The sequence below is a fragment of the Rhodococcus sp. OAS809 genome (assembly GCF_040546695.1).
In the GTDB taxonomy this organism is placed as follows: Bacteria; Actinomycetota; Actinomycetes; order Mycobacteriales; family Mycobacteriaceae; genus Rhodococcus_F; species Rhodococcus_F qingshengii.
In genome coordinates, this window is the sequence record NZ_JBEPOI010000002.1 from 596,375 (window position 1) to 623,130 (window position 26,756).

24 protein-coding genes, 1 tRNA gene and 1 riboswitch are annotated in these 26,756 nt (G+C 62.5%); of the genes, 19 read left to right on the forward strand and 6 right to left on the reverse strand.

What is annotated here, in order from left to right; all coding sequences use genetic code 11:
• Window positions 1-82 precede the first annotated feature (82 nt).
• Window positions 83-490 carry an Rv1363c family protein gene (locus ABIE52_RS05820; protein ID WP_354541467.1) on the forward strand — a complete coding sequence of 136 codons (408 nt, stop codon included), beginning with the start codon at window positions 83-85 and terminating at the stop codon, window positions 488-490.
• The gene (locus ABIE52_RS05825; RefSeq protein WP_030536761.1) at window positions 487-954 is read left to right on the forward strand and encodes a hypothetical protein; all 468 of its coding nucleotides are present in this window, start codon (window positions 487-489) and stop codon (window positions 952-954) included. Before ABIE52_RS05820 ends, ABIE52_RS05825 begins: the two co-directional genes overlap by 4 nt.
• Here ABIE52_RS05825 and ABIE52_RS05830 read toward each other — a convergent pair.
• Window positions 951-1,541 carry a TetR/AcrR family transcriptional regulator gene (locus ABIE52_RS05830; RefSeq protein WP_003943994.1) on the reverse strand — a complete coding sequence of 197 codons (591 nt, stop codon included), beginning with the start codon at window positions 1,539-1,541 and terminating at the stop codon, window positions 951-953. The genes ABIE52_RS05825 and ABIE52_RS05830 overlap by 4 nt on opposite strands.
• Before the next feature lie 220 nt (window positions 1,542-1,761).
• Between ABIE52_RS05830 and ABIE52_RS05835 the strand changes: the two genes are divergently transcribed.
• Window positions 1,762-3,300: an FAD-binding protein gene (locus tag ABIE52_RS05835; protein WP_030536760.1), complete on the forward strand. Its 1,539-nt coding sequence runs from the start codon at window positions 1,762-1,764 to the stop codon at window positions 3,298-3,300.
• 28 nt (window positions 3,301-3,328) lie between these two features.
• On the opposite strand, the gene ABIE52_RS05840 is transcribed toward ABIE52_RS05835, so the two are convergent.
• Window positions 3,329-3,838 carry a MarR family winged helix-turn-helix transcriptional regulator gene (locus ABIE52_RS05840; protein ID WP_030536759.1) on the reverse strand — a complete coding sequence of 170 codons (510 nt, stop codon included), beginning with the start codon at window positions 3,836-3,838 and terminating at the stop codon, window positions 3,329-3,331.
• Window positions 3,839-4,012: 174 nt separating this feature from the next.
• Here ABIE52_RS05840 and ABIE52_RS05845 point away from each other — a divergent pair, with 174 nt between their 5' ends.
• Complete coding sequence (locus tag ABIE52_RS05845; protein WP_192712928.1) at window positions 4,013-4,795, forward strand: dioxygenase family protein; 783 nt, start codon at window positions 4,013-4,015, stop codon at window positions 4,793-4,795.
• Window positions 4,796-4,834: 39 nt separating this feature from the next.
• Here ABIE52_RS05845 and ABIE52_RS05850 read toward each other — a convergent pair whose 3' ends face one another.
• Window positions 4,835-5,293: a peroxiredoxin gene (locus tag ABIE52_RS05850; protein WP_030536758.1), complete on the reverse strand. Its 459-nt coding sequence runs from the start codon at window positions 5,291-5,293 to the stop codon at window positions 4,835-4,837.
• A gap of 57 nt (window positions 5,294-5,350) precedes the next feature.
• Between ABIE52_RS05850 and ABIE52_RS05855 the strand changes: the two genes are divergently transcribed.
• The 12 genes from ABIE52_RS05855 (at window position 5,351) to ABIE52_RS05910 (ending at window position 21,754) form a co-directional block, all read left to right on the forward strand.
• A complete protein-coding gene (locus ABIE52_RS05855; protein WP_007728697.1) occupies window positions 5,351-6,937 on the forward strand; it encodes an anthranilate synthase component I in 1,587 nt (528 codons plus the stop codon).
• Window positions 6,934-7,638 (forward strand): TIGR02234 family membrane protein, encoded by a 705-nt coding sequence (locus tag ABIE52_RS05860; RefSeq protein ID WP_030536757.1) that lies wholly within the window; start codon window positions 6,934-6,936, stop codon window positions 7,636-7,638. The genes ABIE52_RS05855 and ABIE52_RS05860 overlap by 4 nt, the downstream gene beginning before the upstream one ends.
• Window positions 7,639-7,763: 125 nt before the next feature.
• The gene (gene trpC, locus ABIE52_RS05865) at window positions 7,764-8,573 is read left to right on the forward strand and encodes an indole-3-glycerol phosphate synthase TrpC (RefSeq protein WP_003944016.1); all 810 of its coding nucleotides are present in this window, start codon (window positions 7,764-7,766) and stop codon (window positions 8,571-8,573) included.
• 74 nt (window positions 8,574-8,647) lie between these two features.
• Window positions 8,648-9,997 carry a tryptophan synthase subunit beta gene (gene trpB / locus ABIE52_RS05870; protein WP_007728699.1) on the forward strand — a complete coding sequence of 450 codons (1,350 nt, stop codon included), beginning with the start codon at window positions 8,648-8,650 and terminating at the stop codon, window positions 9,995-9,997.
• Window positions 9,994-10,797 carry a tryptophan synthase subunit alpha gene (gene trpA, locus ABIE52_RS05875; protein ID WP_003944010.1) on the forward strand — a complete coding sequence of 268 codons (804 nt, stop codon included), beginning with the start codon at window positions 9,994-9,996 and terminating at the stop codon, window positions 10,795-10,797. The genes trpB and trpA overlap by 4 nt, the downstream gene beginning before the upstream one ends.
• Window positions 10,794-11,867 (forward strand): prolipoprotein diacylglyceryl transferase, encoded by a 1,074-nt coding sequence (gene lgt / locus ABIE52_RS05880; protein WP_003944040.1) that lies wholly within the window; start codon window positions 10,794-10,796, stop codon window positions 11,865-11,867. The genes trpA and lgt overlap by 4 nt, the downstream gene beginning before the upstream one ends.
• Window positions 11,864-12,289 (forward strand): TM2 domain-containing protein, encoded by a 426-nt coding sequence (locus ABIE52_RS05885; protein ID WP_030536756.1) that lies wholly within the window; start codon window positions 11,864-11,866, stop codon window positions 12,287-12,289. Before lgt ends, ABIE52_RS05885 begins: the two co-directional genes overlap by 4 nt.
• A 126-nt stretch (window positions 12,290-12,415) precedes the next feature.
• On the forward strand, window positions 12,416-13,243 hold the full coding sequence (locus ABIE52_RS05890) for a TM2 domain-containing protein (protein ID WP_030536755.1): 828 nt from the start codon (window positions 12,416-12,418) through the stop codon (window positions 13,241-13,243).
• Window positions 13,244-13,376: 133 nt separating this feature from the next.
• A complete protein-coding gene (gene gltB, locus ABIE52_RS05895; protein ID WP_158170922.1) occupies window positions 13,377-17,876 on the forward strand; it encodes a glutamate synthase large subunit in 4,500 nt (1,499 codons plus the stop codon).
• Window positions 17,869-19,371, forward strand: coding sequence for a glutamate synthase subunit beta (locus tag ABIE52_RS05900; RefSeq protein ID WP_030536753.1), 1,503 nt, complete (start codon window positions 17,869-17,871; stop codon window positions 19,369-19,371). The genes gltB and ABIE52_RS05900 overlap by 8 nt, the downstream gene beginning before the upstream one ends.
• A gap of 82 nt (window positions 19,372-19,453) precedes the next feature.
• A complete protein-coding gene (gene pyk, locus ABIE52_RS05905; protein WP_003944038.1) occupies window positions 19,454-20,872 on the forward strand; it encodes a pyruvate kinase in 1,419 nt (472 codons plus the stop codon).
• Window positions 20,873-21,754, forward strand: coding sequence for an acyl-CoA thioesterase (locus ABIE52_RS05910; protein ID WP_003944096.1), 882 nt, complete (start codon window positions 20,873-20,875; stop codon window positions 21,752-21,754).
• 33 nt (window positions 21,755-21,787) lie between these two features.
• Here ABIE52_RS05910 and ABIE52_RS05915 read toward each other — a convergent pair whose 3' ends face one another.
• Window positions 21,788-22,291, reverse strand: coding sequence for an SRPBCC domain-containing protein (locus tag ABIE52_RS05915; protein WP_030536752.1), 504 nt, complete (start codon window positions 22,289-22,291; stop codon window positions 21,788-21,790).
• A 174-nt stretch (window positions 22,292-22,465) separates the two neighbouring features.
• Window positions 22,466-22,546, forward strand: a riboswitch (ZMP/ZTP riboswitch).
• A 22-nt stretch (window positions 22,547-22,568) separates the two neighbouring features.
• Between ABIE52_RS05915 and ABIE52_RS05920 the strand changes: the two genes are divergently transcribed.
• Complete coding sequence (locus ABIE52_RS05920) at window positions 22,569-23,540, forward strand: bifunctional 5,10-methylenetetrahydrofolate dehydrogenase/5,10-methenyltetrahydrofolate cyclohydrolase (RefSeq protein ID WP_192712929.1); 972 nt, start codon at window positions 22,569-22,571, stop codon at window positions 23,538-23,540.
• A gap of 111 nt (window positions 23,541-23,651) precedes the next feature.
• Here ABIE52_RS05920 and ABIE52_RS05925 read toward each other — a convergent pair whose 3' ends face one another.
• Entirely contained in the window at window positions 23,652-24,284 is a 633-nt protein-coding gene (locus tag ABIE52_RS05925) for an AMIN-like domain-containing (lipo)protein (RefSeq protein WP_075833328.1), read from the reverse strand.
• Window positions 24,285-24,359: 75 nt separating this feature from the next.
• Window positions 24,360-24,436, reverse strand: a tRNA-Leu gene (locus ABIE52_RS05930).
• 107 nt (window positions 24,437-24,543) lie between these two features.
• On the opposite strand from ABIE52_RS05930, the gene ABIE52_RS05935 reads away from it, so the two are divergent.
• Entirely contained in the window at window positions 24,544-25,161 is a 618-nt protein-coding gene (locus ABIE52_RS05935) for an ANTAR domain-containing response regulator (protein ID WP_003944029.1), read from the forward strand.
• 208 nt (window positions 25,162-25,369) lie between these two features.
• A complete protein-coding gene (locus tag ABIE52_RS05940) occupies window positions 25,370-26,701 on the forward strand; it encodes an ABC transporter substrate-binding protein (RefSeq protein WP_003944031.1) in 1,332 nt (443 codons plus the stop codon).
• Window positions 26,702-26,756: the final 55 nt, after the last annotated feature.

Genomic DNA, 26,756 nt, shown 5'->3' on the forward strand with positions numbered 1-26,756 from the left:
GAGCCGGTCCTAGGGAAACGCGGTGTTCTCACTGCCTTGGCATGGATCGCACTCGCGGCTCTGAGCGTCGTTGTGGTCTTCGGTGCTCTGGCAGTTCAATCCGACCGGGGCGCGCGAGACCCAGCGTCAAGGGTTCGTCGACGGTGCGGTCGCAGGAGCCCTCGCTCTGATCGACGTTTACTCTGCCACGCTCGACGAGAATCTCGCGACGCTACAGGCCCTGAGTACGGGAGCCTTTGCCGACGAACTGAAGTCCGGCGAATCTGCGTTCGTCGCGTCCATCCGTGATTTTGCCGTCGATTCCGACGGGCGTGTCGACACCGCAGCCCTGGCATCGGAATCCGGAACCTCGGGGGTGGTACTGATCGCGGCATCGGCTCAGGTCGCCAATTCAGCGGGAGAGTCTTCGGCGCGAACCTACCGTCTGCGCGTCGGTGTCGAAGAGGTCGAGGGTCGGGTACTGATGTCGAGTGTGGAGTTCGTCCCGTGAAGCGCGCGGTCTTGGCGTTTGCAGCGCTGATCTTGGTGGGAGTCGGCGGGACTCTGCTCTGGAGTCACCACCGTTCGGCAGCCGCTGAAACCGCACGTGTCGAGGTGATCGGTGTGGCGCCGATGCTCGTCGAGAATCTCTTGAGCTACAACAGCGACACGGTGGACGAGGATCTTGCACATGCTGCCGAGGGCGCAAGTGGAACATTTCAGGACCGCTTCGCTGAATTCGGATCGAAAACCGTTGCACCCCAGTCGAAGGAGCAGGGAATCAGCACGAAGGCGCGAGTAGTCGACGTGGGAGTGCTCTCCGCTGCTGCAGACCGAGCGGAATTGCTCCTGTTCGTCGATCAGATCACGACGAGTATCGCGCGGCCGGCACCAGCGTCGACGTCGAGCCGAGTCGAGGTGACACTCGATCGAGTCGACGGCACATGGCTGGTGAGTGCCATGACCCCCGTCTAGTGAAGGTTGTCGCGGCCCGCCATGATCAGCCTGGCAGTGACTTCGAGCCGGTCTGCGATCTGCGAATAGGACTCGTAACCCATGCCGGCTCGGACAAGCGCTCCGGACCAGGAGATTTCGAGTGCTTCGAGTACGTCGGGATCGTATGACGGCCCCAGCGCCTCGATGAGCCGCTCGCGGATGTTCTTGCCGATACGTCCGCGGAGGTGTTCGACGTCGGGATCGTTGCCCATCATCGCCGTGGTCACTGCCGCCGCCAGCTCCGGTTCGTCGGAGACGAGCAGTGCGACGCTGCGCAGGACCGAACAGACCTGCGCTTCCCGTTCCGCCTCCGGGGAGGGCTCGTGGGGTACCGCGTCGAGGCGACGCCAGAACAGTTCTGCCACAAGGTGACTCTTGGACGAGAAATAGGTGTATGCCGTAGCCGCGGCGACACCGGCTTCTGCTGCCACCATCCGCACGGTCAGATCGGCAAACCCTTTGTCGCGCAGGACCGTGATCGCTGCCGCGGTCAATCGATCGACGGTTTCGGCTTGCTGCTGGGTCAGTCTGCGGCGAGTGGACTCGAACTTGGTCTTACCAGACATGTGTCCAGACACTACGGGATCAGACCCGTGCGAGCAAAGTGTGCGCTATCGCTGCTCGTTCTCGCTCCCGCTCGGCGTCATGTCTCGCTCCCGCTCGGCGTCATGTCTCGCTCCCGCTCGGTGGGACAGAATTTCGAACCCCCGCGATCGCTAAGTCCATGTGTTAGAACGATTTCTAGAACATGTTCGGAAACTGTGCCCAGAATCAGAGAGGCTGACGATGACGAAGTGGGACGAGACGTGCGACGTACTCGCTGTGGGATCAGGTGGTGGACTCACCGGCGCGTACACGGCAGCCCGCGAAGGCCTCGACGTCATTGCGATCGAAGCAACCGACAAGTACGGCGGAACAACGGCGTACTCGGGCGGCGGCGGAATGTGGTTCCCGTGCAACGCCGTTCTTCGTCGGGGCGGGGACGTCGACACCATCGAGGATGCGCTGGAGTACTACCGATCAGTGGTGGGTGATCGTACGCCCGCCGACGTTCAGGAAGCCTACGTTCGAGGTGGCGCCGGGTTGATCGACTACCTCGAAGAGGACTCGAACTTCGAGTTCCAGATACTGCCGTGGCCCGACTACTTCGGTGAGGAGCCCAAGGCTCGAGCGAGCGGACGGCACATTGTTCCCAAGCCGATGAACGCGAACAAGCTGGGTGCGCTTCGTGATTCGCTTCGTCCGCCGCTGGCGACGGAACGGCTGGGGGAGGAGTTGCCGAAGTACCTCGTCGGCGGCCAGTCGTTGATCGGTCGATTCCTGTTGGCTCTTGCGGAACTCCCGAACGCCACCATGCACCTGAAGACCACTCTCGAGGAACTGGTTGTCGAGGACGGAGTGGTGGTCGGAGCCGTCGTCGACCGAGATGGTCGGCGTCGAACCATTCAGGCACGCAGAGGAGTGATCCTCGCCGCCGGTGGATTCGAGCAGAACGAGACCATGCGTGCCGAATTCGGTGTCCCCGGATCCGCTCTCGACACGATGGGCTGCCCCGGCAACCTCGGGAAGGCGCACCAGGCGGCGGTCGCCGCGGGTGTCGACACCGACCTGATGGGCGAGGCCTGGTGGTCGCCGGGACTCACCCATCCAGATGGGCGCTCCGCGTTTGCGCTGTGGTTCACCGGCGGAATCTTCGTGGACGACGACGGTCGTCGATTCGTCAACGAATCAGCGCCGTACGACCGCTTGGGTCGCTCTGTCATCGAACACATGCGGGCAGGGAAAGTGACCACGCCGTACTGGATGATCTACGACAACAGAGAAGGCGCAGTGCCGCCGGTGAAGGCACCCAACGTACCCATGGCCCAGACGGAGCAGTATGTGGCTGCGGGGTTGTGGAAGAGTGCACAGACACTCGAAGACCTCGCTGCCCAGATCGATGTTCCCGCAGCGGAACTGGTGGAGACAGTGAAGCGATTCAACGCGTTTGCGGCGACTGGCGTCGACACGGACTTCGGTCGAGGAGACACTGCGTACGACCGCGCCTTCTCCGAGGGGGCTTCGCCGCTCGTACCGATCGATCAAGGGCCGTTTCACGCTGCCGCTTTCGGCATCTCCGACCTCGGGACCAAAGGTGGTCTACGGACCGACGCGACCGGGAGGGTGCTCAAAGCCGACGGTACGGCGATTGCCGGGTTGTACGCGGCGGGGAACACGATGGCAGCGGCCAGCGGGACTACGTACCCCGGCGGTGGAAACCCGATCGGAGCGAGCATGCTGTTCAGTCACTTGGCTGCACTCGACCTCGCGAAGCTGCCGTCTTGATCATCAGTCGCTCGTCTCGGGGATGTGGTCAGGCCTTGCCGAGTCCGGCGGCGATTCCCTTGTCCAGTTGGGTGAGCATTGCTGTACCCAACGACGAAAGCTGGGCGACCTGGCGATCGTCGAGGCCCTCGAAGAGGAGACCTTGAACTGAGGCGACGTGCGGCGGTGCGGCCGCGACCACCTTTGCCATTCCCTCATCGGTGAGCACTGCGTTGGAGCCGCGGCTGCCACGAATGACTTCCCGTTTCACCCAGCCGGCCTTCTCCATCTTCGTGATCACGTGCGAGAGGCGGGACAGGGACGCGTTCGCGCGCTGGGCCAGTACCGACAACTGGAGCTTGTGGTCGGGGGCGTCCGAGAGTGCCGCGAGTACGAAGTATTCGAAGTGTGTGAGTGCCGAATCGCGTTGTAGTTGAGTGTCGAGTGCGGCAGGCAACCGTGTCACGAGAGCGATCAGTGTCAGCCATGCTTCTTGCTGCTCGGCTGTGAGCCACTTCGTCTGAGACTGCGCGTCGGGCTGCGCGGTCGGTTCACTCATCGGTGACTTCTCCTTCGGGTCGAGCATTCTTCGTGCACGGAGCGTGCTTGTGTACAGCGTCTCAGACGCATGTCCAGAAGAATCCTGCGGGGAATAGTTGCGGGACGCAAGTGTTGAGTTCTATATTAGGTTGAATCTTCAACTTACGACGAATGTCTATCCCGAGGAGTCCGTATGTCCACCACAACCATGCCTGCGCTGTATCTCAGCCACGGTGCTCCGCCGCTGGTGGACAGCGCGTTGTGGGTCGACCAGTTGGGGGCGTGGGCCAGCGATCTTCCGCGGCCGACGGCAATCCTCGTCGTATCGGCGCACTGGGAATCAGCACCGCTGACGATCGGATCGACGACCACGGGCACCCCGCTCATCTACGACTTCGGTGGTTTTCCCGAGAGGTTCTACCGCGCGAAGTACAACTCTCCCGGCGCTCCGGAACTCGCCGCCCAGGTTGCCGCGTTGATGCCGGACAACGAACGCGTGGTTCAGCAGCCGAATCGAGGCCTGGATCACGGTGCCTACGTGCCGCTCACGGTGATGTACCCGGACGCAGACATCCCGGTACTGCAAATTTCGCTGCCAACCCTCGATCCCGAGCGTTTGCTCCATCTCGGACAGCGCCTACGGCCACTCCGTGAGCAAGGTGTACTGATCGTGGGATCCGGATTCACCACGCACGGGCTACCGTTCCTGCGCGATCCGTCACCGGAGGCGCAGGCCCCGGGATGGTCGGCGGAATTCGACGCGTGGGCAGGGGAGAGGTTCGCTGCCGGTGACGTCGATTCCTTGATCGACTTCCGCGCTCAAGCTCCCGGGATGCCGTACGCGCATCCGACCATCGAGCACTTCGCCCCGTTGTTCGTCACGCTCGGTGCGTCGTCCGATCCGGAACAGGTGCCCACCCAGGTGATCGACGGATTCTGGATGGGGCTTGCGAAGCGCTCGATTCAGGTCGCATAGAGGGTTTAAATCGCGCAGAGAATCAGGTGCCCAGGCACGTCAGCTTCGATTGCGAAGGAACTCGAGCGCCTGGTCTCCGTGGGTGTTGGCGCGTAGTTCACTCGAGATGACTTTGAGGACGGTGCGGTCGGTGTCGATCACGAAGGTCGAGCGTTTGACCGGAGCCAACTTGCCCAGGAGTCCGCGCTTGACGCCGAACTGTTCGGCTACCTTGCCCTCGGTGTCGGCGAGTAGGGGGTAGTCGAAGGATTGTGCGGTGGCAAAGGTGGACTGAGCTTCGACCGTATCGGTGCTGATGCCCGCTCGCGAAGCGCCCACCGCGGCGAATTCGCTGCCGAGGTCACGGAAGTGGCACGCCTCGGCGGTGCACACCGGCGTCGAGGCTGCCGGGTAGAAGAAGAGGACCAAGGGTCCGTTCTCGAGCAGGCTCGTCAGCGAGCGCGGAGTCCCGTCCTGGTCGGGCAGTGAGAAATCGGGAGCGAGTTGGCCTGGTTTCATTCGGCCGAGGTTACCCGCGCACGACGGCCACATGGGGGAGCCTGGGATGATGGAGCCATGCACGGCGAGCCCACCTCCATGTCCGCACGGTCATCCGACACCGCGATCGTCGGTGACGCGTCCGATTCCACCACGACCCGGGAGCAGTTCCGAGCTCTCGCAGCTGAGCACCGGGTCGTTCCGGTCACTCGGAAAGTGTTGGCGGACTCCGAAACTCCGCTCTCGGCGTACGAGAAGTTGGCCGGCAATCGTCCCGGCACCTTCTTGCTCGAGTCGGCCGAGAACGGTCGTTCGTGGTCGCGGTGGTCGTTCATCGGCGTCGGGAGTCCGGCTGCACTGACCGTCGTGGACGGAGAGGCGGCCTGGTACGGCAACGTTCCGGCCGGCGCTCCGGCCGGCGGCGACCCGATCGACGCGCTCGGTGCCACCCTCGAGCTGCTTCGTTCGGAGCGGCTGCCCGACCTGCCCCCGCTGACCGGCGGAATGGTCGGATTCCTCGGCTACGACGCGGTGCGGCGCCTCGAGAGATTGGGTGACTCCGCGGTCGACGACCTGCAGATCCCCGAGATGGTCATGCTGCTTGCCGCCGACATCGCCGCAGTCGATCACCACGAAGGGGCGATCACCCTCATCGCCAATGCCGTCAACTGGGACGGCACGGACGAGCGCGTCGACACGGCGTACGACGACGCAGTCGCCAGGTTGGACGCGATGACTCGCGCTCTCGCGGCGCCGGCGAAATCGACGGTGTCGACATTTTCGAAAGCGACTCCGAACTACCGCCGTCAGCGCACCACCGAGAGCTTCGGTGTCGACGTCGAAAAGTTGATCGGCGACATCGAAGCGGGCGAGGCATTCCAGGTAGTTCTCTCGCAGCGATTCGAGATCGATTGCACTGCAGCGCCGATCGACGTGTACCGGATGCTGCGAGCGTCGAACCCCAGCCCGTACATGTATCTGCTCAACGTGCCGAACGGTGATGGAGAGACGGCGTTTTCGATCGTCGGTTCGAGCCCGGAAGCACTGGTCACGGTTGCTGAGGGCGTCGCGACAACACACCCGATCGCTGGAACCAGATGGCGCGGTGCCACAGAGGAGGACGACATCCTGCTCGAGAAGGACCTCCTCGCCGACGAGAAGGAAAACTCCGAGCACCTCATGCTCGTCGATCTGGGGCGAAACGATCTGGGTCGTGTCTGTCGCCCGGGCACGGTGAAGGTGCACGACTACCGGCACATCGAGCGGTACAGCCACGTGATGCATCTCGTATCGACCGTCACCGGTCATCTGGCCGAGGGAAAGCACGCTCTCGACGCCGTCACCGCATGCTTCCCCGCTGGAACCCTCTCGGGGGCACCCAAGGTCCGAGCGATGCAGCTGATCGAAGAACTGGAACCGACCAGGCGCGGTATCTACGGCGGCATCGTCGGCTACCTCGACTTCGCCGGCGACGCCGACACCGCGATCGCGATCCGAACGGCATTGATCAAGGACGGGATTGGATACGTCCAGGCGGGCGCCGGTGTCGTCGCCGACTCGGATCCGGTCTACGAGGACACCGAGGCCCGCAACAAGGCGATGGCAGTGCTGAGCGCGATTGCGTCGGCGCACACCCTGCGCACCATCGGAGGTGACGATCAGTGAGTGAGAACGAGTCGAGTGCAGCGGAGCCTACAAGCGTTTCTCGTGGCACCGCCGTGCCGAGAACGCTTCTGCTGGCGTTGTCGGCAGCAGCTCTGTGGGGCAGCTCACGAATGACGTGGGTTCATCTGACCTCGAGCGACGGCAAGACGCTGGAGAGGACGACGGATCTCGACGGCAGCACCTGGGCGGCGGCGATGACTCCGCTCGCGCTCGCGCTTCTGGCGGCGATCGCGGCGTCGTTTGCGGTGCGAGGTTGGGCACTTCGGGTAGTCGGACTGTTGGTTGCCCTCGTCGCCGTCGCGGTAGCGGTTCCGGCAGTGCAGTTGTTGGTGTCCGGAGCCTCTGCGGACCGAGCGGTGGAGTTGGCCGAGTTGTCCGGTCACCCGGAAGATCTCTCGACGACTGTTTCGGTACTGCCTGCCTTGCTTGCGTTGGTCGGAGCGGTGGCGGCGCTCGGCGCGGCAGTACTTCTGATGCGCAAACCTCCAGTGCGAGGCGGGTTGTCGTCGAAATACGACAACCCTGCCGCGCGCCGCGAGGCCGCGGCCAAGCTTGGTCAGGGAGACAAACCTGCATCGGACGAGCCTGTGACACAACGGATGTTGTGGGATGCGCTCGACGCCGGAGAGGACCCGACAGCGACTGACGGGGACGACGGAGTTGGGGGAGACAACGGCGCGAAACCGGGGTCGTCCCACTGAGTAAGACTGAACCCTCACCTGCGTGGGTACCCCGACGGAGTAGCAAAATTTCGTCCCACTAGGCTGAGACCACCCTGATGACGTATCTCACATCGGGCTCTTGCCCAGAAAGGATTCGGGCCACGATGACCGTACTCGACTCGATTCTCGACGGGGTGCGCGCTGACGTCGCCGCCCGCGAAGCCGTACTCGACTTCGCTGCAGTCAAGGCTGCTGCGGCCGCTGCACCGCCTGCACTCGATGCTGCAGCAGCACTTCTGGAATCGAGCATCGGCGTCATCGCCGAGGTCAAGCGAGCGAGCCCGTCAAAGGGTGCGTTGGCCGACATTGCCGATCCCGCTGAGCTTGCCGCGGCGTACCAAGCCGGTGGCGCACGCATCATCAGTGTTCTCACCGAAGAGCGCCGTTTTCACGGCTCGTTGGCCGACCTGGACGCAGTCCGTAAAGCGGTCACCATTCCGGTGCTCCGCAAGGACTTCATCGTGGGGCCGTACCAGATTCACGAGGCTCGCGCTCACGGCGCCGACGTCATCTTGCTGATCGTCGCGGCACTCGAGCAGCAGGCGCTCGCCTCGTTGATCGATCGCACCGAATCTCTGGGAATGACTGCCCTCGTCGAGGTGCACACCGAGGAAGAAGCCAACCGCGCGCTCGAAGCCGGCGCCAAGGTGATCGGTGTGAACGCCCGCAATCTCAAGACTCTCGAGGTGGACAAGAACACCTTCGGTCGCATCGCTCCCGGTCTTCCGACCGAGACGATCAAGATTGCCGAGTCCGGTGTTCGCGGAACTGCCGATCTGTTGGCGTACGCCGGGGCGGGCGCCGACGCAGTGCTCGTCGGTGAAGGCCTCGTGACCAGCGGCGACCCTCGCAAGGCCGTCGCAGATCTGGTCAATGCAGGTGCGCACCCGTCCTGCCCCAAACCGTCTCGATAAATCGCTTCACCCGCCCGGCGTGCTTTGATGCACCCGGGCGGTGACCAGCGACACCGTTGGGGCAGACTGGTGGGGTGACTTCACGTACTCAGGAACCAGGCTCCGGTGCAATATTCAAGGGCGGCAATCTGCCGCCGGCCAGCGCGGGACTCACCGAGCGCTCCCACGATCCCGACGCCGGAGGCCATTTCGGCGTCTACGGCGGACGGCATGTGCCGGAAGCCCTCATGGCGGTTATCGACGAAGTCACTGCGGAGTACGAAAAGGCTCGAGCGGACGACACGTTCTTGAACGAACTCGACCGCTTGCAGCGCGATTACACCGGGCGCCCGTCGCCGATTTTCGAGGCAACGCGAATGAGCGAGTTCGCCGGCGGTGCGCGCATCCTTCTCAAGCGTGAAGATCTGAACCACACCGGTTCTCACAAGATCAACAACGTTCTCGGTCAGGTTCTGCTGGCAAAGCGTATGGGCAAGACCCGCATCATCGCCGAGACCGGAGCGGGCCAGCACGGTGTGGCATCGGCCACCGCCTGTGCACTGCTCGGTCTCGAGTGCGTCATCTACATGGGTGCTGTCGACACCGAACGTCAAGCACTGAACGTCGCGCGCATGCGACTTCTCGGCGCGGAGGTCGTCTCGGTCGAGACCGGTTCGCGCACGCTCAAGGACGCGATCAACGAAGCCTTGCGCGACTGGGTTTCCCACGCGGACAACACCTATTACTGCTTCGGTACCGCGGCAGGCCCGCACCCGTTCCCCACCATCGTTCGGGACTTCCAGCGAGTGGTCGGCCTCGAAACACGCGTCCAGGTTCAGGCACTGACCGGCCGCCTGCCCGATGCAGTCACAGCCTGCGTCGGAGGCGGCTCCAACGCAATCGGAATCTTCCACCCGTTCATCGACGATCTGTCGGTACGGCTGGTTGGCTACGAAGCAGCCGGCGACGGTGTCGAAACCGGAAGGCATGCAGCAACGTTCGCCGGCGGTACCCCTGGCGCATTCCAGGGTGCCTACTCGTACCTGCTCCAGGACGAAGACGGTCAGACCATCGAATCGCACTCGATCTCTGCTGGTCTGGACTACCCGGGCGTCGGACCCGAGCACGCTTACCTGAGCGATATCGGGCGCGCGACCTACGAACCCGTCACCGACAGTGAAGCCATGGATGCGCTGCTGCTGCTCTCACGCCGCGAGGGCATCATCCCGGCCATCGAATCGGCCCACGCCGTCGCCGGCGCACTCCGACTGGGCAAAGAACTCGGTGAGGGCGCGATCATCGTCGTCAATCTCTCCGGTCGCGGTGACAAGGACATGGACACCGCCGCAAGCTGGTTCGGTCTTTTCGACGGCGCCTCAGGTCAGGCAGCCGCTCCGGATGATGCAGCAGACGAGAACGACAACACGGAAGGCTCGGACAAGTGAGCGAACGACCATCACGCCTCGCACCCACCTTTGCCGCGTGCAAGGCTGACAAGCGTGCCGCCCTCGTCGGTTACCTGCCTGCCGGTTATCCGACCGTTCCCGAATCGATCGACGTGTTCAAGGCGATGGTCGACGGCGGCTGCGACATCATCGAAGTCGGTGTCGCGTATTCCGATCCGGTCATGGACGGTCCGACCATCCAGCGTGCAGCCGAAACCGCACTCACCAACGGCGTTCGCCTTCGCGATATCTTCACCGTGATCGAGCAGATCAGTTCGGTCGGCGGCAAGGCCGTCGTGATGACCTACTGGAACCCGGTACTGCAGTACGGCGTCGACAAGTTCGCACGAGACCTCGCTTCCGCCGGCGGGCTCGGACTGATCACCCCCAACCTCATTCCGGAAGAAGCCGGCGCCTGGATGGAAGCATCCGAGGAGCACCACCTCGACCGGATCTTCCTTGTCGCTCCGTCCTCGACGGAAGAACGACTCGCGATGACACTCGATGCGAGTAGTGGATTCATCTACGCGGCCTCGACGATGGGTGTCACCGGCGCTCGCGACGCCGTGTCTTCGATGGCTCCGGAACTGACCGCACGAATCCGCGCGCATTCCGACATTCCCGTCGGCGTCGGATTGGGAGTTCGCTCCGGCGCACAGGCTGCCGAAATCGCGGCATACGCCGATGCCGTCATCGTCGGCTCGGCTCTGGTCTCCGCGGTCGAGAACGGCCTGGGAGCGGTTCGCTCGCTCACCGAAGAACTCGCCGAGGGCGTCCGCTCGGCTACCGTGGCGTCGTGACCTCAACTGTGGACCTGCTGGCCTATATCCCCAGCCCGCCCCAAGGCGTCTGGTACGTCGGACCGGTGGCGCTTCGCGCCTACGCGCTCTTCATCATCCTCGGCATCATCGTCGCGATCGTGTGGGGAGATCGTCGTTGGGTCGCCCGCGGCGGCGAGAAGGGGACCGTTCTCGACATCGCGATCTGGGCCGTTCCCTTCGGTCTGATCGGTGGCAGGCTCTACCACGTTTTGACCGACTGGCCCGCCTATTTCGGCGAGAACGGTCAGCCACTCGACGCACTCAAGGTGTGGCAGGGAGGCCTCGGAATCTGGGGAGCAGTGTTCCTCGGCGGCATCGGTGCGTGGATCGGCTGCCGTCGACGCGGCATTCCGGTGTCCGCCCTCGGAGACGCGATTGCGCCCGGAATCTTGCTCGCGCAGGCCATCGGTCGTATCGGCAACTACTTCAACCAGGAATTGTACGGTCGCGAGACCACCGTCCCGTGGGGCCTCGAGATCTTCGAGCGTGTGAACTCTTCCGGCCAGCTCGATCAACTGGCAGGTGTCTCCAACGGAGAAGTCATTCGGGTCGTTCACCCGACGTTCCTCTACGAAGCTGTGTGGAACGTCCTGATCGTGATCCTGCTGGTCCTCGTCGACCGACGATTCAAGATCGGCCACGGACGCCTGTTTGCTCTGTACGTCGCGGGCTATTGCCTGGGCCGGTTCGTCGTCGAACTGATGCGCGACGATTTCGCCTACGAGATCGCCGGCATTCGCGTCAACACCTTCACTTCGGGGATCGTGTTCTTCGCCGCACTGGCCTACTTCTTCCTGGCGAAGAAGGGTCGTGAGGATCCGGCTGATTTGAAGTCGAAGGACTACGTCGCTGCGGTAGCCGCCGGCGAAGCAGGAGTCGCGGCGCCAGTTACCGAAACTGACTCGGCGAAGGCCGACGCGAAAGGCGCCGACGCTGAAGATTCTGAATCCGATGCTGCTGAATCCGCTTCCAGTGAGGCAAGCGACTCCACGGCAGCGTCGGATGAGTCGTCGGACGCGGTGAAGCTGTCGAAGAAAGACAAGCCGTGACAGGTCCCTATTCGCAGGGGGGATTCCCCGAGGATCAGGGACCGGTCTACGGCGCGCCCAATCCGTACGGATATCAGCAGCCATTGCCGCCTCCATCGATGTACGGGTTCGGAGATCCCTACGCCCCGTACGGTCGGCACCCGGTAACCGGGGAACCGTATTCCGACAAGTCGAAGGCCACCGCTGGACTGTTGCAGATCTTGCTGGGCTTCTTCGGAATCTGTGGAGTCGGGCGCCTCTATATCGGAAGTGTCGGCATCGGATTGTGCCAACTGCTCGGCATGTTCTTCGCGCTGTTCATGTCGGCGTTCCTCATCGGAATTCCATTTGCGATCGGAATCTGGATCTGGGCGTTCGTCGACGGCATCGTGATACTTTCGGGCAATGCGCGGGACGGTGCTCGCCGGCCATTGCGAGGATGAGTCGCGAGCGCGAACCGAGGAAACATGTGTGGGGGACTGGCCTCGAGAAGGTCGAACCTTCTCGAAGTCCGATAACAAAAGCTATTACGTACCGTCGTCGAATCGAAGGAAAGTACGTTGCCTAACTTGAACAAGAATCCGGAACCTTCCGAGTCGGGGGACTCGTCTGGATCACAGCCGCCGGTTCCACCGCAGTTCGGGTCGCCGTTCGACTACGACGCGACGGCGGATGCGTCGTTGACGGAAACCTCGGCACCCACCGAAAAGACGCCGTCGACGGAGACCACCGGCACCGGTCCAGGCTGGGACACGTATTCGGGAGTCGGAAACGGTCCGGGGTGGGGAAACCACCCCATCTACCCGCCGCCGACCGGAACCGAATCGACCACAGCGTTTCCCGCTGCCGGTTCTGATTCCACCCCGAATCAGCCCACAGCGCCGTACACGTCGCAGGAAAGTTACGCCGCCCAGAACTATCCGGCGACCGACTATCCGGCGCCTGACTACTCGAGCCCGACCCAAACCCCGACGGACGGTCCCGTCTACGGTGCACCGGCAGATCAAACTCCGAATCCCTACGCGGCTCCGCCGCAGGGCTACCCCCAGCCGGGATACTCACAGCCGGGTTACGGTCAGCCTCAGGGGTACCCACAAGCTCAGGGTTATCCTCAGCCTGGCTACGGCCTGGTCGACCCGTCCGCACCATACGGACGTGACCCGATGACCGGTGAACCGTACTCGGACAAGTCGAAGACGACTGCCGGATTGCTGGGCATTCTGCTCGGCGGATTCGGTGCAGGACGTTTTTATCTCAACCAGCCCGGCATGGCTGTCGCACAGATCGCGGTCACTTGGTTGACGTGTGGAATCGGTGGCATCTGGCCGCTCATCGACGGAATCATGATGTTGACCGGCAGTGTGCGCGATCAGTACAACCGCCCTTTGCGTAGCTGATCGAAACGACCGTCGGCAAGTGTGACCCCCTGATGCCTCGGTATCAGGGGGTCACCGTTTTGCTCTCGCGACCTGCGGTTATGGGCTGATAAACTAGCGCACGTCGGCTGCATGTCCGCGTGGAGGTCGCCGAGTGCCGTTTTCTCGAATACCTGAACCTCGGGGCCTGTACGACCCCGATCAGGAAACCGATTCGTGTGGTGTAGCCGTGGTAGCAGACACCTCTGGACGCCACCTGCATTCCATTGTCGACGATGCGCTCGCGGTCCTGGGCAATCTCTCCCATCGCGGCGCAGTTGGGCGCGAATCCAACAGCGGAGACGGCGCGGGCATTCTGATTCAGCTGCCGACGGAGTTCTTCGACGCGGTGACCGAGTTCGAGCTTCCACCACCCAACGCGATGGGTGAGAACACCTACGCGGCCGGAAACTGCTTTCTCCCAGTGGATCAGGAAGCACGTTGGCGCGCGGTAGTTCGGATACACCGGTACGCAGCGGCAGAAGGACTGCGGATTATCGGGTGGCGAGAGGTGCCGGTCGACCGCGACTGCGTCGGAACCGTTGCCGCGCAGTGCGCTCCGTACATCAGTCAGTGTTTTGTGACGTGCGCCGAGTCACGGGATCGTAGTGTGGGCGGAATTGCCTTGGACCGACGAGTCTTTGCCCTCAGGAGACAAGCCGAGCGGATTCACTCGGCCGATGATGCGGTGTATTTCCCCTCGTTGTCCGCCCGAACCATCGTGTACAAGGGCATGCTGACGCCGACGCAGTTATCCGGTTACTTCACCGACCTACGCGACGACCGAATGCGAACTGCGTTGGCAGTCGTGCACAGTCGATACTCCACGAACACATTTCCGTCGTGGCCACTCGCTCAGCCGTATCGCTGCATCGCCCACAACGGCGAGATCAATACGATTGTGGGAAACAGGAATTGGATGCGCGCTCGCGAGCCGATGCTGCGGAGCACACTTTTAGGTGGGGACATCGATCGCCTGTTTCCGATCTGCACCCCGGGAGGATCCGACTCTTCGTCGTTCGACGAAGTACTGGAGTTTTTGACGCTCGGGGGCCGCAGTGTGCAACACGCCATCGCGATGATGATTCCCGGAGCCTGGGAGAACGATTCTTCGATGCCCGACGAGATAAAGGCCTTCTACCAATTTCACGGTTGTCTGATGGAACCGTGGGACGGTCCGGCGTCCGTGACGTTCAGCGACGGCATTGTTGTCGGGGCCGTGTTGGATCGCAACGGTCTTCGCCCAGGGCGATGGTGGCGGATGAAGAACGACCGTATCGTGTTGGCCAGTGAGAGCGGCGTGTTCGACGCTCCCACGTCCGAGGTGTTGGAGAAGGGGCGCCTCGAACCGGGACGCATGTTTCTCGTGGACACCGCTCGCCATCGCATCGTTTCCGATGCGGAGATCAAGTCCGAACTCGCGAGCACAGCCCCCTACCGGGACTGGGTCGACGGGGGATTGGTCGACCTCGAGGACATCCCCGAGACTGCGCCTGCTCGAGGCGATCCGGCTCCGCTGTTGCAACGGCAGTTGCTCTTCGGATACCACGCCGAGGACCTGCGGGACATTCTTGTCCCGATGGCAAGCTCAGGATCGGAGCCGTTGGGGTCGATGGGTGTCGACACGCCCCTCGCCGTTCTCTCGGATCGGCCGAAGCTGTTGTACGACTACTTCGTCCAGCTCTTTGCTCAGGTGACCAACCCGCCTTTGGACGCGATTCGCGAGGAAGTCGTCACTACGCTTGGTGTCACCCTCGGCGGTGAGCAGAACTTGTTCGAAGCGTCGGCGCTGTCGTGCCGAAGGATTGTTCTCGACAAACCGGTGATCGGACCGGGGAAGATGGCGAAGGTCGCCAAACTATACGGCGCAAGAACTCCGAGAAGCGCTGTCCTTCGCGCAAGTTTCGATCCGAGGGGCAGTCTCACCGAAGGCGTCGAGAGGCTTCGTGAGTCCGCCCGAACAGCCGCCGCAGCCGGTATCGAGATTCTGGTGATCTCCGACCGTGGATCAGGCCCTGAGCAGGCTCCCATTCCGTCATTGCTCGCAGTATCAGCCGTGCACCACGATCTGGTTCGTCATGGCCTGCGGACCAAGGTTTCCCTTGTCGTCGACTCGGGTGACGCGCGCGAAGTTCATCACATCGCGCTGCTGATCGGCTACGGTGCGGCGGCTGTCCACCCGTATCTTGCTCTCGAATCTGTCCAAGCCCTCAGCGAGCACGACGAACTTCCCGGGATAGATCCGAAGACTGCGTCGGACAACTACCTGAGAGCAACAAATTTCGGCGTGCTCAAAGTGATGTCGAAGATGGGAATCGCTACGGTTCACTCCTACACGGGCGCACAGGTATTCGAGGCCGTGGGCTTGGGTCGAGAGTTGGTCGACGAATACTTCTGCAACACACGGAGCCGGATCGGCGGGATCGGTATCACCGAAGTCGCGCGCGAAGTTCTGATGCGCCACACGGCTGCGTTCTCGTCGTCCGCAGTGCAGCATCGTCAGTTCGACAATCGTCAGTTGACCGACAGCGGACAGTACCGGTATCGCCGCGATGGTGAATTGCATGTGTTCACACCCGAATCCGTGTTCTTCCTTCAGCATGCGACCCGGACCGGGCGAAGTGAGATGTTTCGTCGCTACAGCGATGAAGTCGATCGACTGAGCGCGCAGGGCGGAACACCGCGGGGATTGTTTCGATTTCGGTGTGAGGTTCGTCCGCCGATTCCGCTCGATCAGGTCGAACCCGTCGAGTTGATTCTCGCTCGATTCAACACCGGTGCGATGAGCTACGGTTCCCTCTCTGCGGAGGCGCACGAGACGATGGCGGTTGCGATGAATGCTCTCGGCGGGCGTTCCAACACCGGTGAGGGCGGAGAGTCGCCGGAGCGGTTGCGTGACGACAAGCGTCGAAGCGCTGTCAAGCAGGTCGCGAGTGGTCGCTTCGGGGTGACCAGCGATTACCTGGTCAATGCCACCGACATTCAGATCAAGATGGCCCAAGGTGCCAAGCCGGGTGAAGGAGGGCAGCTTCCGGGGTCCAAGGTGTACCCGTGGATCGCGGAAACCCGGTACTCGACGCCTGGGGTCGGGCTCATTTCTCCGCCCCCGCACCACGACATCTATTCGATCGAGGATCTCGCCCAATTGATCTACGACCTCAGATGCGCGAACAATCGCGCGCGGATACACGTGAAGTTGGTCAGCGCAGCCGGAGTCGGGACTGTTGCGGCAGGTGTGGCCAAAGCGCACGCCGACGTGGTGCTGATCTCCGGTCACGACGGCGGGACGGGTGCTGCGGCACTCTCGTCCATCCACCACGCGGGTACGCCGTGGGAGATCGGGCTGGCCGAAACTCAGCAGACCCTGGTGCTCAACGGGTTACGCGATCGGATCGTCGTCCAGTGTGACGGGGGTTTGCGCACGGCGCGGGACGTCGTCGTCGCCGCGTTGCTGGGGGCGCAGGAGTACGGGTTTTCCACGGCGCCACTCATCGCGGCCGGGTGCGTCATGATGCGGGTATGTCACCTCGACACCTGCCCTGTCGGAGTAGCGACGCAGAATCCCGAACTGCGCGAGCGATTCACCGGCCGGCCCGAGTATGTCGAGAACTTCTTTCGCTTCATCGCCACCGACGTACGACGGTTGTTGGCAGAACTGGGGTTTCGAAGTATCGACGATGCTCTGGGGCACGCAGACGTATTGGAAATGTCTCCGGCGGTGGCGCATTGGAAGAGTAGGACGTTGGATCTCTCACCACTCTTCGACGTTCCGGCCACGCCGGCCGGCGCGGCCTACCAACCGTATGTACCTGTTTCGAGCGAACTCGAACGCACCCTGATCGACTTGGCTGCGAACTCGCTCGAGGACGCTCGACCCGTGCATATCGAACTGCCAGTACACAATACGGATCGGGCGGTGGGGACGAGGCTGGGCGCAGAGGTGACCAGACGCTACGGCGCCGTCGGGCTACCTGACGGCACCATCGACGTCGTGCTCCGTGGAACGGCAGGCCAGTCACTCGGTGCGTTCCTGCCGCCCGGCATCTCGCTGGTCGTCGTCGGCGATGCAAACGATTACGTGGGGAAGGGGCTCTCCGGTGGACGAATCGCGCTTCGGCCGAGTGAGGACGCGCCCTTCGTGGCGGAGGATCAGGTGATTGCCGGCAATACGCTGCTGTACGGCGCTACGAGCGGTGCGCTCTATGCCAGGGGGCGTGTCGGGGAACGATTCGCGGTGCGCAACTCGGGCGCGGTCGCTGTGGTGGAAGGCGTCGGAGACCATGCGTGCGAGTACATGACCGGGGGTCGCGTCGTCATCATCGGCCCAACTGGTAGGAACCTTGCTGCGGGAATGTCGGGCGGAATTGCCTTCGTACTCGACGTGAAGGCAGAGAAGGTCAACGGCGACATGGTCGTTCTGGAGCGGCCTTCGGCGGAAGACTGCAGTCAGCTGGTCGAAATTCTCGGCGAGCATTTGGCTGCGACCGGCTCGCCGGTGGCGGCAAAACTTCTCGACGACTGGGTTGGCCAGAGTCCGAGATTCACCAAAGTTTTGCCTGTCGACTACCGGAAGGTCGTGGAAGAGAACGAACTGGTGGAGCCGGCTCATGCCTGACGCACGCGGGTTCCTCAACGTGAAACGATCCGGCTCACCGACCAGATCGACCGATGTGCGTGTCGGCGACTGGGCGTCGGTATACGAGTCGCTGGATCCCGTCGTGCGAAATCGAGACGTATCTGCACAGGCCTCGCGTTGCATGGACTGCGCTGTGCCGTACTGCCATTCGGCCGACGTGGGGTGTCCGCTCGGCAATCTCATTCCGGAATGGAACGACCTGGTTCGGCGTGGACGGTGGTCCGAAGCCTCGGAGAATTTGCATTCCACCAACAATTTCCCCGAGTTCACCGGACATCTGTGCCCCGCACCGTGCGAAACGGCGTGCGTTCTCGCACTCGACGACGAGCACACGTCGGGGGGTGTCACCATCAAGCGCATCGAACAGGCGATTGTCGACAACGCCTGGGAGTCGGGTTGGTTGGGGCCGCAGGCTGCGGTAGTTCACAGCGGAAACCGTGTTGCGGTTGTCGGTTCGGGACCGGCGGGACTGGCCGCGGCTCAACAACTGACACGAGCCGGACACAGTGTCACGGTGTTCGAGCGGAGCGATCGGATCGGGGGACTGCTTCGCTACGGAATTCCTGAATTCAAGTTGCCCAAGGCCCTCATCAACCGGCGGCTGGACCAACTGACCGCCGAGGGGACCCGATTCGTCACTGACTGCGCCGTCGGAGTGAACGTGAGCGCGCACGACCTCCTGACGGATTTCGAGGCGGTAATCCTGGCGGTCGGGGCTGATCGTGTCAGAGACACCGACGTACCGGGTCGTAGTCTTCGCGGAATCCATCCTGCGATGACGTACCTGCGGGCGGCCAACCGCGAATGCGAGGGTGATGGTGCGTCGAGCATCTCGGCGCGAGGTAAAAACGTCGTGATCATCGGTGGCGGCGACACGGCCGCCGATTGCCTCGGCACGGTGCATCGCCAGGGTGCGCTCTCGGTGACGGAATTGGACTACCACGTCCCACCTCCGGCACGCCGCGATCGAGATCGCGACCCATGGCCGTTGTGGCCGCGGGTCCTGCGCACCTCGCCGGCGGACGAGGAGGGCAGTGACAAACGATTCCGATGGGCGGCGCAGGAATTTCTCGACGACGGTGGGGGTGCGGTCCGCGCAATCCGGATGGTTCCGGTAGCCGTGTCACGAGCGAAGGACGGACAACGGACCCTGGTGGAGACCGGCGACACGACGGATCTGGTGTGCGAGATGGTCCTACTCGCTCTGGGTTTCGACGGCGTCGAAACCGCTCCACTGCTCACCGACCTTGATGTCGGCACCGATCCACTCGGCAGAATCGAGTGTGATGTCGGGTGGCAGACCCGGACACCCGGCGTATTCGTCTGCGGCGACGCGCATCGCGGGGCGTCGCTGGTCGTGTGGGCGATTGCCGAGGGACGGTCGGCCGCACGTGCCGTCGACATGTTTCTCACAGGCGAGTCGGCGCTTCCGGCTCCGGTTCATCCAAAGGCATTTCCGCTGTTCGTGAGCTGACCAACTGAATCGAGTAAGTACAGAAAGTGCAGGTCGCAAATGCCGGATAGAAGTGCGGTGGGGTAGCGACTAGGCTCGAGCCGTGAACCGACGGACAAAAATTGTATGCACACTTGGACCTGCGACAGCTTCTGGCGACCGCATCCGTGAGCTCGTGGAGAGCGGCATGGACGTGGCGCGCCTCAACTTCAGCCACGGCGAGCATGCCGATCACGAAGAAAACTACATTCGCGTCCGCGCCGCGTCGGACGCCACCGGAAAGGCCGTCGGTGTTCTCGCCGACCTTCAGGGGCCCAAGATTCGCCTCGGCCGATTCAAGGACGAGCGGACCACCTGGGCCAACGGTGAAGAGGTTCGTATCACCGTCGACGACGTCGAGGGAACGCACGATCGCGTCGGGACCACGTACAAGGAATTGGCGCGCGACGCCAAGGCCGGCGATCGACTGCTGGTCGACGACGGAAAGGTCGGCCTGGTCGTCACGTCCATCGACGGCAACGACGTCGTCTGTCGGGTCACCGAAGGCGGTCCGGTCAGCAACAACAAGGGCCTCTCACTGCCCGGTATGAACGTCTCCGTTCCAGCCCTGTCGGGCAAGGACATCGCCGACCTCGAGTTCGCTCTCAAGCTGGGTGTCGACTTCATTGCACTCTCCTTCGTTCGCTCACCGGCGGACGTCGAATTGGTTCACGCCATCATGGATCGAGTCGGGCGCCGCGTTCCCGTCATCGCGAAGCTCGAGAAGCCCGAGGCCATCGACAATCTCGAAGCCATCGTGCTCGCGTTCGACGCCGTCATGGTCGCCCGCGGTGACCTCGGTGTCGAGTTGCCGCTCGAGCAGGTCCCGCTCGTTCAGAAGCGCGCAATCCAGATTGCTCGTGAGAACGCGAAGCCGGTCATCGTCGCGACGCAGATGCTCGAGTCGATGATCGAGAACTCGCGTCCCACTCGCGCAGAGGCATCCGATGTCGCCAACGCCGTTCTCGACGGCGCCGACGCAGTCATGCTCTCGGGCGAGACTTCGGTGGGCAAGTACGTCATGGAAACCGTTCGCACCATGGCCCGCATCGTCGAGGCCGTCGAGAACGAATCAACCCGTGTCCCACCGTTGACCCACGTCCCGCGCACCAAGCGCGGTGTCATCTCGTACGCAGCACGCGACATCGGCGAACGTCTCGACGCCAAGGCCTTGGTTGCGTTCACTCAGTCCGGTGACACGGTGCGTCGACTGGCTCGTCTGCACACGCCGCTGCCGTTGCTCGCCTTCACACCGCTGCCCGCGGTGCGCAGTCAGCTGACGCTGACGTGGGGAACCGAGACGTTCCTGGTCGATGCGGTGGCCACCACCGACGAGATGGTGCGTCAGGTGGACAGTGCGTTGCTCTCCCTCGGGCGGTACGTCAAGGGCGACCTCGTGGTCATCGTTGCCGGATCCCCTCCGGGAACTGTCGGTTCCACCAACCTCATTCACGTCCACCGTATCGGCGAAGAGGACCACTGAGTGACCCACGCGAACGCGTCCACCGACCTCGGTACTCTCCTCGGTTTGTTGGATCTGGAGCAGATCGGTGAAGACGCGTTCCGTGGATACCACCCGAAACAGGTAGGTTCGCGGACGTTCGGCGGTCAGTTGGTGTCTCAGGCACTGATGGCCGCCGGGCGGACCGTCGACGGTGATCGCCCCATCCATGCGGTGAATGCCCATTTCATTCGCGGCGGAGATGTCAAGGCGCCCATCGAGTATCGGGTGGATCGTCATCGCGACGGGCGGGCGTTCGCCAACCGTCAGGTGACTGCCTATCAGGGTGAGAACGAATTGTTCGTGATGCTCGCGGCGTTCCAGGACTCCGGCAAGGGGCTCGACCATGCTGTCGAGATCCCGGATGTTCCACTTCCGGAGTCGTTGCCTCCCATCGGCGATCATCTGGTGGGGTACGAGGAAAAACTGCCGCATTTCAGTGCGGCGCTCAAGCCGATCGACATGCGGTACGCCAACGATCCGGCGTGGATCCTCAAGGGCACCGGCGAGAAACTCAACCACAATCGGGTGTGGATGCGCCCCGACGGTGATCTGCCGGACGATTCGCTCATTCATGCTGCGACGCTGGCATATTCGTCCGACACCACCGTGCTCGATTCGATTCTGACCACTCATGGTTTGTCCTGGGGTCATGATCGTATCGTCGCGGCGACGGTCAATCATTCGATCTGGTTCCATCGCCCGTTCCGGTTCACCGACTGGGTTCTGTACGCCACCGAATCGCCGGTCGCCGCAGGTTCGCGCGGTCTGGCAACCGGACGGTACTTCTCGGTGGAAGGACTGCTGTTGGCGACGGTGGTCCAAGAAGGAATGATCAGGCATTTCCCGCGTAAAGGGGAATGAGATGCGGGCCCGAGACTGAACTCGGGCCCAGAATCAAGCAGACTTGCGATATTGCGGTGAGAGTTCGTCGGCGCGGTCCCACGGAGACCAGTCGACTTTGCGTCCATCGAGTTGGGCCGCAACAACTTCCAAGCCCGCGTGCCAGCCGGCAGCGTGGGCGTACGCGGACTCTTCGTCTTCCATCGTGTGGGTGAGGGTCAGCCAGCAACCGCCGGTGCCGTCCGGTGCCAGTTCCCAATGCAGAGTATCTGCGTCCCAGAGGAATTCGAGAATTCGGTGCGGGTGGACGCTGATGACCGTCCCGCGCGTCACGTGATCTGCTGGCAGTCCGAAACGCTCGACTTGTTCCGGGGTCACCTTGAACAGCAGATCCGCGCCGGGAGTGAGATCGAAATCGACGTCCGCCGGGAACCAGGCGTCGAGGTACTCGCGTTCCGTTATCACTTTCCAGACCTTGTCCGGTGCGTGCGGAATTGCCAGTTGGAAGCTCAGTGACACCCGACCGTCATAGGTCAGGTTTATCTTGCCGTTGTCCATCGGTGCCTCCAATGCTTGGTGCCCGTGCGGTTGCCCCCATCGTGCCATCTAATTGCTTAGGATGGAATAACTGCAGGTCAGATCGTTACCTATTGATAGGTTATGTCGATTTGTCTCGTTTTGAGAGCGGCGTTCCGGATGCGTTTCGTGGCAGTGAGACAAACGCGCGGTACGCTGACCACGCACGACTGGCGCGGGTGGGAATTACCACCGGGGAGTGCACATCGCGAGGCATCGACCGCCTGGGTGCTTCACACATCTTGTGTGAAGGGGATCCATGTCTACCGAGAATCGGCCTACCGAAAACGTCTCTACCAAGAATCTGTCGACCCAGACCGCGCCCGCTCGAATAATCGACGGACGCGCAATTGCCGATGCTGCGCTCGCGGACCTGTCAGTGCGCACCAGGCAGTTTCGTGATGAGGCGGGGCACGTTCCTTGCCTGGCCGCCGTCATCGTGGGAGCGGACCCGGCCTCGAAGGCGTATGTACAGATGAAGGTCAAACGATCTGTCGCCGTCGGAATGACGTCGCGGACGGTCGAACTCCCGGTGAGTACAACCACCGAAGAACTGGTCGACGTGCTGAGAGCGTTGTCGGCGGACCCTTCGATCGACGGCATACTGCTGCAACACCCGGTGCCAGACCACATCGACGAACGGGCCGCGTTCGATGCCATCTCGGCCGACAAAGACGTTGACGGCGTCACTTCGGCATCTTTTGCGGCAATGGCGTTGACCGGTGGGGGATTCGAATCGTGTACGCCGAGTGGCATCCTGCGCCTGCTCGACGCCACAGGCGTCGAACTCTCCGGAAAGCATGCTGTCGTGGTCGGCCGAAGCCCGATACTCGGATTGCCGATGGGAATGCTCCTCCTGCGTCGAGGCGCAACGGTGACATACTGCCATTCGCGCACCGTCGACCTGGCCGCCCACGTCGCCTCGGCAGACGTCGTCATCGCGGCCGTCGGTGTTCCGGAACTGATCAAAGGGACGTGGATCAAGCCTGGTGCAGTGGTGATCGATGCGGGGTACAACGAGGGCAACGTCGGAGATGTGGAGTACGCCGCTGCGCTCCCACATGCCGGTGCGATCACACCAGTGCCGGGTGGCGTCGGCCCCATGACGGTGGCAGTCCTGCTGGAACAAACACTGGCAGCAGCAGTTCGAGCAGCGGACGTTCGGGCATGCAGCGAGAATCATGACAGTCGTGTTGAACCGGACCCCGCAATCGCCTCGGATCGATTGTGAGACCTCGGTTTCGAGACGGAGTATTCATCCGCCCCGCGATAACCGAATTACCGCGTCGCGCACCGCTGCGCTGGAATGGCTGAGCTGAGCGCGCAATTGGGTATTCGACAGTCAGCTGTCTGCCTTGGGGATGTCGATCGTCAACTGGGACGGTGAATCGGATGTCGATACGGTGTATGCCGGACGGATGTCGACCGTGCCGACAAACGACTGCAGGATCGCACTGTTCCTGGCTGCACTGTCTATGCGCGTGATGTTTTCGCCCTCGTGAGATACGGAGTTGAGCGACGAATCCGATTGGACTCCCATCAGGTCGACTTGAAGTATCGATCGACTTCCGACGTCCACGACTGTGCTGTCACCCGCTCGGATTGCTTCACTGACATATTCGGTTTTCCAGAACACAGATCCGCTTCCGTCGAAGCGATAGGTGATGCGGGTGAAACCATCGTGATCGATCACGTCGATCTCGGTCACGTCGACGCGCGGAGTCGGTGAAGGGACCTCCGTGTCGTTCGGGAACGGGGGAGGCACGGAGATCTCGGTGGATGGGGCATCGATCGGGGGAGAGCCGACCTGAAGGGTGCCGGTCTGTGTTGCAGCATCGAGCGCGGCCTGGGTGGAAGATTCGCCGGCAGTGCTGGATTCGCCGGCAGTATTGGATTGGCCGTCTGTTTGACACCCGGTGAGCAGCGCGAGAATCGATATGGCTCCGAGCAGAGCAATCAGCCGGTGACCGTTCATGGATCGAATCTAAAGGCGGTCGATCTGGGGTACAGCCGAATGCCGAAACCTTGCGGTGCGGCCAGCTGCGGCAGGTGGTGCCCTCGGTGAGACTCGAACTCACACTGGACGGGTTTTGAATCCGTTTCCTCTGCCAATTGGGATACGAGGGCTTGTTGCGATGACTACATTAGAAGATGCGATTTCAATGTCAAACACCGGTACCCTCTAATCGTTCGCGTCTCGTGTCGGGGCGGTTCGATGGAGGAGGATGGTGGCCATGAATTCGCCGCAGCCGCAAGGCAATCAGCTCGCACCCCGTCGTGTTGTCGTCGCTGAAGACGAGGCGTTGATCCGCATGGATCTGGTCGAGATGCTCCGCGAAGAGGGCTACGACGTCGTCGGTGAGGCGGGTGACGGGCAGGTCGCGGTGGAGTTGGCCGAGTCGCTCAAGCCTGATCTGGTCATCATGGACGTGAAAATGCCCAGGAGAGACGGCATCGACGCCGCTTCGGAGATTGCCGCCAAACGCATCGCTCCTGTTGTCATTCTCACAGCGTTCAGTCAGCGCGAGTTGGTCGAGCGCGCACGCGATGCCGGCGCCATGGCTTACTTGGTCAAGCCGTTCTCGATCAGTGACCTCGTTCCCGCTGTCGAATTGGCGGTCAGTCGTTTCCGCGAGGTGACGGCGCTCGAGCGTGAGGTCGCTGATCTTTCCGACCGGCTCGAAGCGCGCAAGCTGATCGAGCGAGCCAAGAGTGTTCTGATGGTGCGCCAAGCGCTCACCGAACCTGAGGCGTTCAAGTGGATTCAGCGCGCCGCGATGGATCGGCGCTCCACGATGAAGGCGGTCGCACAGGTCGTACTGGAAACTCTGGGCGGTGAACCGGACGCTTGAGCAAAGTGTCCGGGTTACCCGGTTGCTGCGTCGACCGTCGAAACGTCGCGCAGCGCTACAGCCGTGTAAACACTGTGCACCTTCAGATAACAGTCAGGTCACAGGGCTTTCTTGAAGGATCGCGAAACGGTTCCAAGGTCTAGCGTCTGATCCCACAGCGAGCGCCAGTTCGGGTGGCGCGAGCACCGGCTGATCTTAGGAGCGTGGGATGGCTAGACGAACACTTGTGCGTACTGCTGCAGTTCTCGGCGCGGCATCACTGGCACTTGCAGGCTGTAGCTCGGACAAGTCGGATGACTCGTCTTCGAGTGGCTCTACGTCCGGCGCTTCTGCCGCGACGACATCCGTCACGACTGATTGCACCCCGGAGCAGGCCAAGGCCGGCGCCACCCCGTCCACGGAAGCGCTGCGCATCGGCACGCTTCTTCCCGATACAGGCAGCTTGTCGTTCCTCGGGCCGCCGATGGTCGCGGGCACCCAGCTGGGAGTCAACGACGTCAATGCAGCCGGAGGCGTTCTCGGCCAACCGGTCCAGCTGATTCCCGGCGATTCGGGTGACACCACAACGGACACCGCCAATACCACCGTCGACCGCGAATTGGCTGCAGGCACTCAGGTCATCGTCGGCGCCGCGTCGTCTTCGGTCTCGCTCAAGGTGATCGACAAGATCGCCAGCGCAGGCGTCGTGATGTTCTCGCCTGCCAACACCTCGGACCAATTCGTCTGCTACCCCGACAAGGGCATGTACTTCCGCACCGCTCCGACGGACGTACTGCAGGCTCAGGCCGTCGCACAGCTCATTTCGGACGACGGTGGTCAGCGCGTAGCGATCATGGCCCTCAACGACCCGTACGGGACGGGTCTGGCGGACAACATCGAAAAGAATCTGATCGATTCGGGTGTCCCCTCCGATCAGATCGAGAAGATCATCTACGACCCGAACGCGCAGTCGTTCAACTCCGAAGTCGATCAAGTCAAGAACTTCAATCCGGATGCAGTGGCACTGGTGGGCTTCGAAGAGTCGGCGAAGATCATCACGCGCATGCACGAAGTGGGCATCGGCCCGTCGGACGGAATGGCGATGTACGGCGTCGACGGCAACATGGGCAACGCTCTCGGCGAATCCGTGGCGAAGCCGTTGCTCGACACCATGCAGGGAACGACGCCCCTGACGGACGTCGGAGCTGCCTTCCAGGATCGTCTGAAGGCTGTGAACCCCTCTCTGATCGACTTCAACTACGCCGGAGAGTCATACGACGCGGTGGTGATCTCAGCGCTCGCTGCCGAGCAGGCGAAGTCGACGGCCGGTACCGACATCGCAGCCAACATCAACAGCGTCACCGAAGGTGGCACCAAGTGCACGTCCTACGTCGAGTGCCTGCCGTTGGTGAAGGCGGGAACCGACATCGACTACGACGGCATCACCGGTGAGTTGGACTTCAACGATTCGGGGGAGCCGTCCATCGGTTCGTACGGAAAGCTCAAGTTCGGCCCTGAGAACACCCTGACCACAGAAGGATTCGTGGTGGTGGGCAAGTAAGTCGTGGGCAAGTAAGCAGCCAACGAGAATGGGCCAGGGTCGCGAGACCCTGGCC

What these genes read in the sequence shown, in the direction of transcription:
- ABIE52_RS05830 (WP_003943994.1), bottom strand. Translation starts at nt 1,541, where the DNA reads ATGTCTGGTAAGACCAAGTTCGAGTCCACTCGCCGCAGACTGACCCAG.
- ABIE52_RS05835 (WP_030536760.1), top strand. Translation starts at nt 1,762, where the DNA reads ATGACGAAGTGGGACGAGACGTGCGACGTACTCGCTGTGGGATCAGGT.
- ABIE52_RS05840 (WP_030536759.1), bottom strand. Translation starts at nt 3,838, where the DNA reads ATGAGTGAACCGACCGCGCAGCCCGACGCGCAGTCTCAGACGAAGTGG.
- ABIE52_RS05845 (WP_192712928.1), top strand. Translation starts at nt 4,013, where the DNA reads ATGTCCACCACAACCATGCCTGCGCTGTATCTCAGCCACGGTGCTCCG.
- ABIE52_RS05850 (WP_030536758.1), bottom strand. Translation starts at nt 5,293, where the DNA reads ATGAAACCAGGCCAACTCGCTCCCGATTTCTCACTGCCCGACCAGGAC.
- ABIE52_RS05855 (WP_007728697.1), top strand. Translation starts at nt 5,351, where the DNA reads ATGCACGGCGAGCCCACCTCCATGTCCGCACGGTCATCCGACACCGCG.
- trpC (WP_003944016.1), top strand. Translation starts at nt 7,764, where the DNA reads ATGACCGTACTCGACTCGATTCTCGACGGGGTGCGCGCTGACGTCGCC.
- ABIE52_RS05900 (WP_030536753.1), top strand. Translation starts at nt 17,869, where the DNA reads ATGCCTGACGCACGCGGGTTCCTCAACGTGAAACGATCCGGCTCACCG.
- ABIE52_RS05915 (WP_030536752.1), bottom strand. Translation starts at nt 22,291, where the DNA reads ATGGACAACGGCAAGATAAACCTGACCTATGACGGTCGGGTGTCACTG.
- ABIE52_RS05920 (WP_192712929.1), top strand. Translation starts at nt 22,569, where the DNA reads ATGTCTACCGAGAATCGGCCTACCGAAAACGTCTCTACCAAGAATCTG.
- ABIE52_RS05925 (WP_075833328.1), bottom strand. Translation starts at nt 24,284, where the DNA reads ATGAACGGTCACCGGCTGATTGCTCTGCTCGGAGCCATATCGATTCTC.
- ABIE52_RS05935 (WP_003944029.1), top strand. Translation starts at nt 24,544, where the DNA reads ATGAATTCGCCGCAGCCGCAAGGCAATCAGCTCGCACCCCGTCGTGTT.
- ABIE52_RS05940 (WP_003944031.1), top strand. Translation starts at nt 25,370, where the DNA reads ATGGCTAGACGAACACTTGTGCGTACTGCTGCAGTTCTCGGCGCGGCA.